General features: G+C 69.6%; 12 protein-coding genes and 1 tRNA gene. 9 read left to right on the top strand and 4 right to left on the bottom strand.

Annotated features, from left to right (window positions below):
• Positions 1-256: 256 nt before the first annotated feature.
• Complete coding sequence (locus LY13_RS12310) at positions 257-1267, top strand: YlbL family protein (RefSeq protein ID WP_372493820.1); 1011 nt, start codon at positions 257-259, stop codon at positions 1265-1267.
• Between the two features lie 66 nt (positions 1268-1333).
• On the opposite strand, the gene LY13_RS12305 is transcribed toward LY13_RS12310, so the two are convergent.
• Positions 1334-2008 (bottom strand): PPA1309 family protein, encoded by a 675-nt coding sequence (locus tag LY13_RS12305; protein ID WP_253828526.1) that lies wholly within the window; start codon positions 2006-2008, stop codon positions 1334-1336.
• A 145-nt stretch (positions 2009-2153) separates the two neighbouring features.
• Here LY13_RS12305 and LY13_RS12300 point away from each other — a divergent pair, with 145 nt between their 5' ends.
• From LY13_RS12300 to LY13_RS12265, 8 genes are all read left to right on the top strand, one after another.
• A complete protein-coding gene (locus LY13_RS12300; protein ID WP_253828525.1) occupies positions 2154-5126 on the top strand; it encodes a UPF0182 family protein in 2973 nt (990 codons plus the stop codon).
• 73 nt (positions 5127-5199) lie between these two features.
• Positions 5200-5273: transfer RNA gene (locus LY13_RS12295), tRNA-Met, on the top strand.
• Between the two features lie 681 nt (positions 5274-5954).
• Positions 5955-6458: a PadR family transcriptional regulator gene (locus LY13_RS12290; RefSeq protein WP_253828524.1), complete on the top strand. Its 504-nt coding sequence runs from the start codon at positions 5955-5957 to the stop codon at positions 6456-6458.
• Between the two features lie 61 nt (positions 6459-6519).
• Positions 6520-7629, top strand: coding sequence for a peptide chain release factor 2 (prfB, locus tag LY13_RS12285; protein WP_253828523.1), 1110 nt, complete (start codon positions 6520-6522; stop codon positions 7627-7629).
• A 100-nt stretch (positions 7630-7729) separates the two neighbouring features.
• Positions 7730-8419 (top strand): cell division ATP-binding protein FtsE, encoded by a 690-nt coding sequence (gene ftsE, locus LY13_RS12280; RefSeq protein WP_183659147.1) that lies wholly within the window; start codon positions 7730-7732, stop codon positions 8417-8419.
• A gap of 128 nt (positions 8420-8547) precedes the next feature.
• Positions 8548-9447, top strand: coding sequence for a permease-like cell division protein FtsX (gene ftsX, locus LY13_RS12275; protein ID WP_253828522.1), 900 nt, complete (start codon positions 8548-8550; stop codon positions 9445-9447).
• Between the two features lie 161 nt (positions 9448-9608).
• The gene (gene smpB, locus LY13_RS12270; protein ID WP_253828521.1) at positions 9609-10109 is read left to right on the top strand and encodes an SsrA-binding protein SmpB; all 501 of its coding nucleotides are present in this window, start codon (positions 9609-9611) and stop codon (positions 10107-10109) included.
• Positions 10106-11002, top strand: a complete 897-nt coding sequence (locus LY13_RS12265) for an amidohydrolase family protein (RefSeq protein ID WP_253828520.1) — start codon at positions 10106-10108, stop codon at positions 11000-11002. Before smpB ends, LY13_RS12265 begins: the two co-directional genes overlap by 4 nt.
• Here LY13_RS12265 and LY13_RS12260 read toward each other — a convergent pair.
• The 3 genes from LY13_RS12260 to LY13_RS12250 form a co-directional block, all read right to left on the bottom strand.
• Positions 10969-12372 carry an acyltransferase family protein gene (locus LY13_RS12260; protein ID WP_253828519.1) on the bottom strand — a complete coding sequence of 468 codons (1404 nt, stop codon included), beginning with the start codon at positions 12370-12372 and terminating at the stop codon, positions 10969-10971. The two genes, LY13_RS12265 and LY13_RS12260, sit on opposite strands and share 34 nt — an antisense overlap.
• A gap of 133 nt (positions 12373-12505) precedes the next feature.
• A complete protein-coding gene (locus LY13_RS12255; protein ID WP_253828518.1) occupies positions 12506-13147 on the bottom strand; it encodes a response regulator in 642 nt (213 codons plus the stop codon).
• Between the two features lie 21 nt (positions 13148-13168).
• A complete protein-coding gene (locus LY13_RS12250; RefSeq protein WP_253828517.1) occupies positions 13169-14284 on the bottom strand; it encodes a sensor histidine kinase in 1116 nt (371 codons plus the stop codon).
• Positions 14285-14295 lie beyond the last annotated feature (11 nt).

Below are 14295 nucleotides of genomic sequence, written 5' to 3'. Positions count from 1 at the left end.
CCGTACGCGGCCCGAGGCCGCCGCGACCCGCCGATCGGCATGCCGAACCGGCCCTTCGCTCTGAGCTGACGGGCGGCGGCCGTACGCTGTGGCCGTGAGCGAGTCCGGCGACATGAAATCCGCGTCAGGAGCCACGGGGCCCGATACAGCCGACGACAACGCGGCAGGCGAGAGCGCGGCGGCAGCGCCGTCCGGGGACGGCGACGCCGAGCCGAAGCGGCGACGGCGACTGCGCCCCACGCGGCGCACCTGGACGATCGTTTTCAGCTCCGCCCTCGTGGTCGCCTTCGTGCTGGTGGGGTCCTTCGTCAAGGTGCCGTACGTGGCGCTCGGGCCGGGGCCGACCTACGACACCCTCGGCGACGTCGACGGTGAGCACGTCGTGTCGATCGACGGGGAGCGCAGCTACGACACCGACGGTCAGCTGCGCATGACCACCGTCTCGCTCAACGACGACGTCACCCTCTTCGGCGCCCTGGGCCTGTGGGTCAGCGGCCGATACGCCGTCGCTCCGCGGGAGGAGTACTTCCGGCCGGGGCAGACCGACGAGGAGGTGCGCAAGGAGAACGTCGCGCAGTTCCGCAGTTCGCAGAGCAACGCCGAGGTCGCCGCGCTACGCACCCTGGGCTACCCGGTGAAGGTCGTCGCGGACGAGATCGTCGACGACAGCCCGGCCTCACGCGTGCTCGAGCCCGGTGACCAGCTGGTGTCGGTGAACGGCAAGCGCGTCTCGGGTATGCGGGACGTGACGGCGGCGCTCGAGAACACCCGCCCCGGTCAGCGGATCGACCTGACCTACCGGCGCGGCGAGCAGCAGCCCCGTACGGTGCAGATCGAGCTGGCCCGGCACCCGGAAGGAGGCAAGCAGGGCTTCATCGGCGTGCAGCCCGCGGACCGGGCGGACGTGCCGTTCACGGTCGACATCTCGCTGGAGGACGTGGGCGGGCCCTCCGCGGGTGCGATGTTCGCGCTGGCCATCGTCGAACGCCTGGAGCAGGAGAACCTCGTCGACGGCAGGCACATCGCCGGCACCGGCGAGATCGACTCGCAGGGCAACGTCGGCCCGATCGGCGGCATCTCGTTCAAGGTGGTCGCCGCCAAGGAGGACGGGGCCACGACGTTCCTGGTGCCGGAGCGCAACTGCGCCGAGGCCGCGTCGGCGGCGCCGGAGGGGCTCCGGCTCGTCCGGGTCGGCACCCTCGAGGACGCGGTCAGCGCGCTGCGCAACCTGCGGGACGGCAAGCCCGTCCCGACCTGCGCGGGCTGACCCCGCCGCGGCCGGGCGATGCTCCCTGCCCGTGGCCGATCGGGACACGGGCAGGGTAGCGACGGGTCAGGGGAGCAGCGTCGCGCGGAGGGCGTCGACGAGGTTCGGCGCGAGTTCCGGGTGCTCGACGATCTCCTCGCCCGGTTCGGTGTCGTCGGAGCCGGTGCGGGCCCCGCGCAGCCGCATCACGCAGGCGGCGGGCCCGTCGCGCAGCACGGTGGCGACGAGCCGGGCCTCGGTGCGCTGTGGATGTCCGGCGGCCGCCTGCTTCAGCCGTTCGACGTCGGTGTCGGAGACGCCTGACGACTCGTCGACCTCGGGCAGCTCCTCCTCGGCGTCGGGCGGCAGCACGATGATTTCCTGGGCGAGCGCGCACCCCTGGACCAGTTCCGGCCACGCGATCGTCGCGAGCGCCTCCGCCAGGTCGTCGTCCGGCAGCGAGTCCTGGGCGACCGGGGTGAGCTCGGCGTTCGGGTCGAGCGAGTCGGCGAGCTCGGGCTGCTGGGAGAGCAGCTCCGCGGTGGGGACGAGCGCGAACAGCTGCGGTGGCTGTTGCCATCCGCCCGCGGCGACGAACTCCTCGACCTCGCGTGCGATAGCGCCCACCGTGGCCGCCGCCGAGGCGGCCTCCTGGTCCACCAGGTCCTCGAGGAGCCAGGCGTCCTCGCCGAGGTTCTCGCCACTTCCGACGGCCCCGCCGCCCTCGGCGGCCGGTTCGGGCGCGCCTTCACTGTCGGTCATGGTGACCATCGTGGCAGTACTGCCCGGCCGCCCGGTTTAGGGGCATTCCGGGAACTCTGGCCCTGGTCCGTAGAGTTAGGCATACAGGGAGCCCGTCACGGGCGCCCCCTGGACCACGCCAGTTACGACCTCAGGAGTGTGCGCTGTGGCCACTCGGCCCCCCGTCGGCCTCCCCACGTTGTCCAAGCGGGCCCGGATCCTGCTGACAATCGCGGCCGTCCTCGTCCTGCTCTTGCTGCTCGGTGCGCGGTTCTTGAACGCGTACGTCGACTGGCTGTGGTTCGGCGAGGTGGACGCGCGCGGCGTGTTCACCACCGTGCTGCTGACCAGGCTGATCCTGTTCGTGGCGACCGGCGTGCTCGTGGGCGGTGCGCTGGCGCTGAGTCTGTGGCTCGCCTATCGCACGCGGCCGGTGTTCGTGCCCGTCAGCGGCGAGGACGACCCGCTGGCTCGCTACCGGTCGATCGTCGCCAGCAGGGTGAAACTCTTCGGCATCGGCATCCCGGTGCTCGCGGGCCTGGTCGCGGGCGTGTCCGGCCAGGGCAACTGGCAGACCGTTCAGATGTTCCTGAACGGCGGCGAGTTCGGCAGGCAGGACCCGCAGTTCGGCAACGACATCGGGTTCTACGTCTTCGACCTGCCGTTCCTCGGCTGGGTACTGGGCTGGCTGTTCGTCGCCACGGTCGTGGCGTTCATCGGCGGGCTCCTCGCGCACTACCTGTTCGGCGGCATCCGGCTCGCCGGTCGTGGCGGCTCCGTCGAGGGGCCGGCGCGAGTGCACCTGCTGATCCTCGTCGGCCTGTTCGTGCTGCTCAAGGCCGTCGAGTACTTCCTCGACCGCTACAACCTGCTGCTGTCGGACCGCAACGACCTGTTCACCGGTGCCACCTACACCGACCTGAACGCGGTGCTGCCCGCCAAGCTGATCCTGCTGTGCATCTGCGTGTTCTGCGCGGTCGCGTTCTTCGTCGGCGCGTTCCTGCGCAACATCCAGCTGCCCGCGATCGCGCTGGTGCTGTTGCTGCTGTCCGGGCTGATCGTCGGCGTGGCGTGGCCCGCCATCCTCGAGCAGTTCTCCGTGCGGCCGAACGCCAACGAGCGCGAGGCCCTGTCGATCCAACGCAACATGGAGGCGACGCGGCACGCCTACGGCATCGACAACGTCAGGTACCAGGACTACGAGGGCCAGTCCGAGGTCGACCCCAGCCAGATCCGCAACGACGAGGGCACCATCCCGAACGTCCGGCTGCTCGACCCGAACGTGCTCTCGCCGACGTTCACCCAGCGGGTCGGCCGGGAGAACTTCTACGGCTTCCCCGAAAAGCTCGACATCGACCGCTACACCGTGAACGGCGAGGAACAGGCCTACCTCGTCGCGGCGAAGGAGATGAACACCGAGGGGCTGGCCGCGAACCAGCAGACCTGGATCAACCGCCACCTCGTCTACACCCACGGCAACGGCTTCGTCGCTGCGCCCGCCAACCAGATCGACCGTGCCCTCGAGGGTGCCGACAGCGACGGTGGTTACCCGATCGCCGGGACCAGCGACACCCAGAACCCGACCGGTGCGGGAATGGAGGTCGAGGAGCCGCGCATCTACTTCGGCGAGCTGGCCACGGACTACGCCATCGTCGGCGGTCAGCAGGAGTCCGCGCCCGGTGAGTACGACACGGCACAGGACCGCACCTACCTGTACGACGGCGAGGGCGGAGTGTCGATCGACAACTGGTTCAACCGCGCCGTCTTCGCCATGCAGTACGGCGAGCGCAACATCCTCTTCTCCGGAGCCATCGGCGAAGGCTCCAAGATCATGTACAACCGCGACCCGCGAGACCGTGTCGAGAAGATCGCCCCGTGGCTCACCGCCGACGGCGACCCGTACCCCGCCGTCATCGACGGCCGCGTGAAGTGGGTTGTCGATGGCTACACCACGCTCGACAACTTCCCGTACTCGCAGCGCACCTCGCTGGGCGAAGCGACGTCCGACTCGCTGAGCGGCGTCGCGCAACAGCAGGACAGCGAGATCAACTACGTCCGGAACTCGGTGAAGGCCACGGTCGACGCCTTCGACGGCACCGTGGATCTCTACCAGATGGACAAGCAGGATCCGGTCCTGAAGGCGTGGATGAAGACGTTCCCCGGGGTCGTGAAGCCCAAGTCGCAGATCTCCGACGAACTGGAGCAGCACTTCCGCTACCCGGAGGACATCTTCAAGCTCCAGCGCGAGCTGATCACGCAGTACCACGTGGAGAACGCCCAGGAGTTCTACGCGACCCAGACGTTCTGGAACGTGCCGCAGGACCCGACGACGGACGGCGGGCTCGACCCGAACTCCGACGCCGCGAAACTGCCCGCGTACTACACGTACTCCCAGTCGCCATGGCAGGACGAACCGCACTTCCAGCTGACGAGCGCACTCACCCAGCTGCGGCGGCAATACCTGGCCGCGTGGATGTCGGTCTCGTCCGACCCCGGCAGCTACGGCGACATCCGCGTGCTCCGGTTGCCGACCTCCGGTGAACGGCAGATCGAAGGCCCTGTTCAGGTGCAGAACGCCTTCCAATCGCACCCCGAGTTCACACAGGACCGCACCCTGCTGGGCAACCAGAGTGTCGACCTGATCTACGGCAACCTGCTCACCCTGCCGGTCGCCGACGGGTTCCTGTACGTCGAACCCATCTACGTCCAGCAGCGCAACTCGCAGAGCTACCCCCAGCTGGCCCGAGTCATCGTGTCGTTCGGCGGCAGGATCGGCTTCGACTCCACCTTGAAGGGCGCCCTTGACCAGGTCTTCGGTGAAGGCAGCGGTGACGCCGCCACCGGACCCGAATCCGGCGACGCAGCCGGCCAGGACGGCTCCGGCAACAACGGAGACAACCAGCAGGGCGACAACCAACAAGGGGACAACCAGCAGGGCGGCAACCAGGACGGCGGCAACAACAACGACGGCGGTGGCAACAGCGGCGAGATGAACCAGGTCGTCCAGGACATCCAAGCCGCCCTGGAGAAGCTCCGCACCGCCCAGGAGGAAGGCGACTTCCAGGCGCAAGGCGAGGCGCTCTCCGAGCTGGACGCAGCCACCCGCCGGTACGACGAGCTCCAGAACTCCGGCGGCTGATCGCAGCTGACGACCAGGTGGCACCCGCCTTACGGCCCGGCAACGGCAGGGCGTAAGGTGGGTGCCACAACGACGCGGGGTGGAGCAGTTCGGTAGCTCGCTGGGCTCATAACCCAGAGGTCGCAGGTTCAAATCCTGTCCCCGCTACAGAGATCAAGAGGGCCTTGTCCACGGAGTGCGTGGGCAGGGCCCTCTTTCGTTGTTGCCGTCTCTTTCGCTGTTGCAGTGGGGGCGCAGCCCCGACGCCCCCAACCCGGCGGGCTCAGCCCCCGGACGTCCGAGGAGCCTCGCCTCGCCTCGGCGGCGGTCGGGGTCTGACTACGCGGTTGGTGTGGGTGCCGGGGTTTTCGCCGTTGCTCGCTGCGCTCGCTCGGCTCCGTCCGGACGTGGTCGGCCGCCTACCAGGTAGGCGGGCCGTGGCTCCCGGGCAGGGTCGGTCGCGTGGTGGCTCCGGTGCCCTGGTGCACGGATCGGGGCGTGTTCAGAGGCGGCGTGCTCAAAGGGCGGCGTGTTCACGGCGGTGGGAACGGCGGGCATCGCGTCACGCAGCGCATCCGGGAATGTGCGGTACGTGTCGACACGGATCGTGAAGGTCTCCGCCGGATGGGTGGCACCGCGATTCGCGGCCGACCCGGAGCGAGTCCCGTCGCATCGACGCACTGTCATCGGCCGAACACACTGCGCCATCCCGGGTAGGGCGAACTCCGCCGTACGGACCCATTTCCACAGCACATCGCCCATCTGGTGCTTGTGGACTCTGCCCCTCCATTGTGGACCAGTTCCAGGGCCACAGTGGACAGAAAGCGGGAAACGTGGCACGGTGGGGGTGTGTCCGATTTGAACGCAACAGCCGCAGCACTGCTTGGCCTGCTTCACGATGGCCCCGCCACCGGTGGCGAACTCGTCGCCGGAGCCGAAGAGCGCTTCGGGGCGTTCTTCAGCGTCACGCGGAGCCAGGTCTACCGCGAACTCCCCGCGCTGAACGAAGCCGGCTACGTCCGACTGGGCAAGCAGGGCCCGCGCTCCAGCCAGCAGTACGTGATCACCGCGGCCGGCAAGAAGGCCTTCAAGGCCTGGGTCGCCGCCGACTCGGCGCCCGACCACCTGCGGTCGCCGCTCATCCTGCGCCTCGTACACGCCAGGGTGCTCACGGCGAAGCAGCGGCAGAACCTCTTCGACACCGCCAAGGCCGTCTACACCGAGCAGGCCGACGTCGCCAAGGCCACGTCGAAGGCCGCCGAGGACCCGGTCTCCAAGGCCGTCGCCGACTTCGACCTGGCGCACGCCAAAGCCGCGCTGAAGCTCCTCGACACGGTCGCGGCGAACAACTGATCACCCGGCGTCGCGCGGCCGCACACAAGCGGCCGCGCGATTTGCCGTAACCTTGTCATTCGTGAGTGCTGAGTTCGAAGACGTCGTCAAGGACCTCGACGGCAAGCTGACGCAGGTCGAATCCGTCATGGACATCGACGCGCTGCGCCAGGAGGTTGCCTCCCTCGAGGAGGAGGCCGCCCGCCCGGACCTGTGGGACGACCCGGCGGCCGCGCAGAAGGTGACCAGCCAGCTGTCGCACAAGCAGGCCGACCTGCGACGCGTCGGCGAACTGCGGCAGCGGCTCGACGACCTCGGCGTGCTCCACGAGCTCGCCCAGGCCGAAGGCGACCCCGCAAGCAAGAGCGAAGCCGAGAGCGAACTCGCGTCCCTCACCGAGGCGATCGACACGCTCGAGGTGCGCACCCTGCTGTCGGGCGAGTACGACCCGCGCAACGCCGTGGTCAACATCCGCGCCGAAGCCGGCGGTGTCGACGCGGCCGACTTCGCCGAGATGCTCATGCGGATGTACCTGCGTTGGGCCGAGCGGCACAACTACGCGACCGAGGTCTACGACATCTCCTACGCCGAGGAGGCGGGCATCAAGTCCGCCACCTTCAAGGTCGGCGCGTCGTACGCCTACGGCACGCTGTCGGTGGAGCAGGGAACGCACCGGCTGGTCCGCATCTCGCCGTTCGACAACCAGAGCCGCAGGCAGACGTCGTTCGCGCACGTCGAGGTGCTGCCCGAGGTCGAAGAGGTCGACCACGTCGAGATCGCGGAGAAGGACCTGCGCATCGACGTGTACCGCTCGTCCGGTCCCGGTGGGCAGAGCGTCAACACCACCGACTCGGCCGTGCGCATCACGCACCAGCCCACCGGCATCGTCGTGTCCTGCCAGAACGAGAAGTCGCAGCTCCAGAACAAGGTCGCCGCGATGAAGGTCCTGCAGGCCAAGCTGCTCCAGCGCAAGAAGGAGGAGGAGCAGGCCGAGCTCGACGCGCTCAAGGACGGTGGCTCCAGCTGGGGCAACCAGATGCGCTCGTACGTGCTGCACCCGTACCAGATGGTCAAGGACCTGCGTACCGAACACGAGTCCGGCAACCCGACGGCCGTGCTCGAGGGTGAGATCGACGCGTTCCTCGACGCCGGCATCCGGTGGCGTAAGCAACAGGAGACCGACGCCGCCTAGTCCCGACCTGGGCGCGCCCGACCTGCGAGGCCCCGACGGCCCGCCTGCCGAGGCCCGGGCAACCCGGCCTTAACGGAGCGCACGGGTAGGATGCCCAATCGTGATCCAGCTCGAATCCGTATCCAAGGCCTACAAGACCTCGACACGTCCGGCACTGGACGACGTCTCGGTCGACGTGGACAAGGGTGAGTTCGTCTTCCTCATCGGCCCGTCCGGGTCGGGGAAGTCGACGTTCCTGCGCCTGCTGCTGCGTGAGGAAGTGCCCAGCAAGGGCCGGGTGTCGGTGTCGAACTTCGACGTCGCCAAGATGCCCCGGCGCAAGGTCCCCCGCTTGCGCCAGACCATCGGCTGCGTCTTCCAGGACTTCCGTCTGCTCAACAACAAGACGGTGTCCGAGAACGTCGCGTTCGCACTCGAGGTCATCGGCAAGCCGAAGCACACCATCACCAAGGTCGTTCCCGAGGTGCTGGAGCTCGTCGGGCTCGACGGCAAGGCCGACCGCATGCCGCACGAACTCTCCGGCGGTGAGCAGCAGCGTGTCGCGATGGCGCGGGCGTTCGTCAACCGGCCGCTCGTGCTGCTGGCCGACGAGCCGACGGGCAACCTCGACCCGGACACCAGCCAGGACATCATGTTGCTGCTGGAGCGGATCAACCGCACCGGCACGACCGTCCTGATGGCCACGCACGACCACTCGATCGTCGACTCCATGCGCCGCCGCGTCGTGGAACTCGACCACGGCCGGGTCATCCGTGATGACCGGCGAGGCGTGTACGGCGTCGGCCGCTGATTCCCCCGCAGCGCACCGCCCGCTGACCGATCCGGTCAGCCCGTCACGCCGAGCGTCGTGGCCGCGGTCCGGCCCACCGGACTCTCCCCGCCCGTACCCGACCCCCGACCCAAGGAACCGTGCCTTAGATGCGCGCCAGCTTCGTCTTCAGCGAGGTCGTCACCGGCTTGCGCCGGAACGTCACGATGACCATCGCCATGATCCTGACCACCGCGATCTCGCTCGGGATGTTCGGCGGTGGTCTGCTGCTCGTCCGCACGATCGACAAGATGCAGGCCAGCTACCTCGACGACGTCGAGGTGACGGTCTATCTCACGCAGGACATCAGCGCCAACGACCAGAACTGCACCGCCGAGCCGTGCTCGTCGATCCGGTCCGCGCTCGAGAACAACCAGGCCGTCGAATCGGTCGTGTTCGAGGACCGCAACGAGGCTTACGAGCGGTTCCAGCGGATCTTCGAGGGCCAGCCCGAACTGGTCGAACTCGCCAGGCCCGAATCGCTGCCCGCGTCGCTCCACGTCAAGCTGTTCGACCCCGAACGCAGCGAAGTGCTCGTGCAGGAGTTCGGCAACCAACCGGGCGTGGCGAACGTCGACGACCAGAACAAGTTCCTCGACCGCTTCTTCGACCTGCTGAACTCGGGCCGGGACGGCACGTTCATCGTGGCCGCGATCGCCGCGCTGGCCGCGGTGCTGCTGATCGCCAACACCATCCAGGTGTCGGCCTACACCCGGCGGACAGAAGTGGGCATCATGCGGCTCGTCGGCGCCACCCGCTGGTACACGCAGCTACCGTTCCTGCTGGAAGCGGTCGTCGCGGGCGTCATCGGCGCGATCCTCGGCGTGGTCGGCCTGATCGGCGTCAAGTACATCGCGTTGGATCAGATCTTCGAGGCCACGGGCGGGGCGATCCCCAAGATCGAGATGATCGACATCCTGTTCCCCGTGGCGCCCGTGCTGCTCGGGGTGTCGATCCTGATCTCCGCGATCACCGGGTACGTCACCCTCCGCGCGTACGTCCGCACGTAGGGAATGCAGGCGGTCGGGGCCCGCGTCGGGGTTCCGGGAACGGACACCCCGGCGCGGGCACGGCCGCCCGAGCCGGTCGCCGTGGCGGGGCGTCCCCGTAGTAACCGCAGCCCCGTAGTAACCGTTAGGACACCCCGGTCGAGGGCGGATAGAGTCGAGACATGGTCAAGGAAGTCGGACGCAAGGTGATCGCGTCGAACCGTCGTGCCCGGCACGACTATTCGATCCTCGACACCTACGAGGCCGGTATCGCTCTCGCCGGTACCGAGGTCAAGAGCCTCCGTGCCGGCAAGGCGTCGCTGGCCGAGGCGTTCGCGACCGTCGACGACGGCGAGGTCTTCCTGCGCAACGTGCACATCCCGGAGTACGCCCAGGGCACGTGGACCAACCACATGCCGCGGCGGACCCGGAAGCTGCTGCTGCACCGCAGGGAGATCCACAAGCTGATCGGGAAGACGAAGGAGAGCGGCGTCAGCCTCGTGCCGCTGTCGCTCTACTTCAAGGACGGCAAGGTCAAGGTCGAACTCGCGCTGGCGCGCGGTAAGAAGGCCCACGACAAGCGGCAGGACATCGCGAAGCGCGACGCGCAGCGTGAGATCTCCAAGGCGATGGGCCGGGCGATCAAGGGTAAGCACAAGCAACAGCGCGCGGGACGCCGTTGACCGGCCCCGCGGACGACGAGGACGTCGCGGCCTGGGTGCGGGGGCTCGGGCGCGACGGCCTCGTCGACATCCACGTCCACTTCCTGCCCGAACGCATGCTCGCGAAGGTGTGGGCGTACTTCGACGCCGCCGAGCAGCACTACGGCATGCCGTGGCCGGTGCACTACCGGCTTCCGGAGGCGGACCGGCTGGCCGCACTACGGGGCATGGGGGTACAGGCGTTCGCGCCGCTGGTGTATCCGCACAAGCCGGGTATGGCGGAGTGGCTGAACGGCTGGGTCCGCGAGTTCGCCGAGCGGGAACCCGACGCGGTGCCGACCGCGACGTTCTTCCCCGAACCGGAGGCGGCCCGTTACGTCGAGGAGGCGCTGCGCTCGGGGGTGCGCTGCGTCAAGGTGCACGTGCAGGTCGGCGCGTTCGACCCGCGTGACGCCCACCTCGATGCGGTGTGGGGCATGCTCGCCGACGCGGGCGTGCCCGCGGTGGTGCACTGTGGGCACGGGCCGTTGCGGGGCGAGCACACGGGCCTCGACGTGTTCGGCCGCGTGCTGGAACGCCACCCCGGGCTGGTTGCCGTGCTGGCGCACGCGGGCATGCCCGAGTACGACGCGGCGTTCGACCTGGTGCAGCGGTTCCCGCGGGTGCATCTCGACACGACGATGGTGGGCGTGCCGTTCACGGAGAGCTTCATGCCCGTACCGGGCGACTGGGCCGCGCGGCTCGCCGACGTCGCCGACCGCGTCGTGCTCGGCACCGACTTCCCGAACATCCCGTACGACTACGCCACGCAGCTGCGCGCCATCGCAGGCTGGGCCGAGGCCGACGACCGGCTGGGGGAGTCGTTCCTTCGCTCGGTCCTTCACGACACGCCCGCCAAGCTCCTCGCCGTCTGATCCGCCGTCTCCGGCGCCTCCGATCGGTCCGCGGCGGACGTGGCGTCCGCCTGCCTGCCGGACACGGCCGGGCGGGCGAGTACGAACGCGACGGCCACCAACGCCGCCCACAGCTCCGGACCGTTGCCGAAGCCGCGGGCAGCCAGCCCGAGCAGGCCGGTCGCGCCGAGGAGCGAGGCGGCGACGAGCGTCGCCAGCGCAGGCGTCGCCGCAGGCAGGGCAGTGTCGCTTCGTGTGCGGCCGCTCCGAGTCCGGCCTCGGGACGGTGCGGTTTCGAAACGGCCCGCGACCCGCACCAGCACAGCCAGCACCGCGGCGGTCGCGGTCAGCCATGCGGGCGCCATCGCCAGCCAGCCGAGCGTGCCGGGCTCCGGGGTCGTGTAGCCGAGGGCCACCACCGCAACGCCTGCCACGACGATCAGGGCGGGCATGTGCCACAGGTAGATGCTCATGAACCGCGGTCCCGCCCAGGACAGCGCAGCGGCCACCGGGCGCCGCGCGGCCACGCGTGTCAGCAGTGGACGCATCGCGAGCACCAGGCCGACCTGGCCGACGGCGAGTCCCACCAGTGCCACGTTCGGCGGGCTCATGTTCGACACCGGCGCACCCGGCATCCCGATCATGCTCTGCGCGTACGGGCCGAACGCCACGAGCAGCGCGGTCGCCCCGAAACCGGCCGCCGACAGTGTGAGCGAGCGATATGTCGACAACCTGCCGAGGGCGCCGTCGACGTAGTGGAAGCCCAGCTGGGCCGCCGCGAGCCAGACGAACACCGCGTTGGCGTACCCGACGAACGGCACGTCGCCGAACCGCGCGACGTCGACGGCCGCTGCGACGAGCGCCAGAGCAGGCAGCACCGCGAACCCGAACCGGCGGTGCGCTGCCGCCATCACGGGTGTGGTCACGATCGCCAGTAGGTACACGGCGAGGAACCACAGCAGCTGGGCGGCGATCGCGCCCCCGACGGCGACGGGCTGTTCCGGGACGCCCAGGTCGCGCAGCACCGTGGGCACGACGAGCCACACCGCCAGCAGCGGCAGCACCGGCAGCAGCAGCCTGCGCAGCCTGCCGGAGAGCCAGGCGCGCGTCGCCGTCCCGGTGTCGGCACCGGCACCCTGTGCCCGGCGCAGCGAGATGAGGTTGGCCGCGCCGCCCGCGAAGAACACGAGCGGCATGACCTGCGACAGCCAGGTCACGACCCACCACCCCGGCGTCGCCAGCGCGTTGCCGGTCGTGAGGGTGCCGTCGGAGTAGCCGAGCACGGGCATGGTCCAGTGCTGCACGACGACCCCCACGACGGCGAGGGTGCGGATGAGGTCGAGGAAGCGGTCCCGGGTGTGCGGCGGGGCGCCGGCGAGGCTCGTCGTCATGGCGTTCAGCCTGGTTACCGAGCCGCTCCGGCACAGCGGTGCGAGCCGCCGACTTTCCTACCGGTTGTCGCCACGCCGCCGGTGGGGCCGGCCCTACCGCCGTCCGGACCGATCGGGCACGGTCCCGTGGGGTTCAGCGTTGGAGGTAGGTCAGTACTGCGCGGACGCGGCGATGTTCCTCGACGCTGCCGTCGAGGCCGAGCTTGGCGAAGATGTTGCCGATGTGCTTCTCGACGGCGCCGTGCGAGACCACCAGCCGGTCGGCGATCGCCGAGTTGGACAGGCCCTGCGCCATCAGTTCGAGCACGTCGCCTTCGCGGCCGGTCAGCGAGGCGAGCGGGTTGTTGCGTCCGCGTGCCATGACCTGCGAGATGACTTCGGGGTCGATCGCCGTGCCGCCGGCGGCGACGCGGCGCGCGGCGTCGAGGAAGTCGGTGACGTCGGAGACGCGTTCCTTCAGCAGGTAGCCGACACCGCCGGTGCCGCCGGACAGCAGTTCGATCGCGTAGGTCTCCTCGACGTACTGCGACAGCACGAGCACCGGCAGGTTCCGGACGATCTCGCGGGCGCGCAGCGCGGCCCGCAGACCCTCGTCGGTGAACGTCGGCGGCATCCGGACGTCGACGATCGCCAGGTCGGGCTCGTGTTCGGGCACCGCGGCCAGCAGCTCCTCCCCGGAGCCGACCGCGGCCACCGTGTCGATCCCGTCGTCGGCCAGTAGCCGTTGCACACCTGCCCGCAGCAGGACGGCGTCCTCGGCGATGACCACGCGCACGCGCAACCCCCAGAAGTTCGATCACCAGCTACACGGCAGTTCGGCGCGAACGACCGTCGGGCCACCGGCCGGGCTGACGACCGACACGACACCGTCGATCGTCGCGGCGCGGTCGGCGAGCCCGGCGAGCCCGCCGCCCGGGCGGATCTCGGCGCCGCCGCGGCCGTCGTCGGTGACCTCGGCGATCACCGTATCGCCGTCGCGGCGCACGTCGACGCGGACGTCCGAGGCCTCGGCGTACTTGGCTGCGTTGGTGAGGGTCTCGCCGACGACGAAGTACGTCGTGGTCTCCACGGCGGCGGGTGGGCGCTCGTCGAGGTCGACCGACACCGACACCGGTACGGGCGACTTCGCCGCGAGCGCGGACAGGGCCGCGTCGAGGCCACGGTCGCCCAGCACCGCCGGGTAGATGCCCCGTGCCAGATCGCGCAGTTCGGAGACGGCGAGCTTCGCGTCGGCGTGCGCCTCGTCGAGCAGTGTGTGCAGCTCAGCGGTGTCGGTGTCGCCGACCTTGGCCTTGGCCCTGCCGACGGTCATCGCCACGGACACGAGCCGCTGTTGCGCCCCGTCGTGCAGGTCGCGTTCGATGCGCCTGCGCTCGGCCTCCGCCGCGTCGACTCCGCGCGCCCGGGACGCCTGCAGCCGTGTCGCCCTCGCCTCCAGGCGTTGCACCCGAGGCGGGCCGAGCAGTGTCAACGCCAGCTTGCCGTGCAGCCAGCCGGCCCCCGGAGCGACCGTCAGTGCGAGCGGCACGACGATCGCCGACACGACGCCGAGCACGAACTCGACGATCGCGATCGGCGTCGCGACCAGCAGATACGTGAGGTCACGCCAGGTCGTGGCGTCCGTCAGCTGGGCCAGCCAGTTCCGCACGCGTCCGTCGCCGCGTTTGCGGATCGCATCGGCCACCGGGGTGCGCAACCACCGCCGCAGCCACCGCCGTTCGGCGTCGGCGAACCGGTGCGTCAACGCCGTCGCCAGCATCAGCAGCGGGATGCCCACCCAGACGATGGTCGTCGCGATCCCGGCGACCAGCAGCACCAGGAGCACGGCGAACTCGACGATCCGTACCGGCAGCGTCAGCACCTGGTACGCGATCGTCCGCCATGTGCCCGGCCACGGCTGGTCCTCGTGCATCGTGGAGTTCT

Origin of the sequence: Prauserella aidingensis (genome assembly GCF_024171865.1) — a bacterium.
GTDB classification, from domain to species: domain Bacteria; phylum Actinomycetota; class Actinomycetes; order Mycobacteriales; family Pseudonocardiaceae; genus Prauserella; species Prauserella aidingensis.
This window is presented reverse-complemented; position numbering and strand designations above follow the sequence as displayed.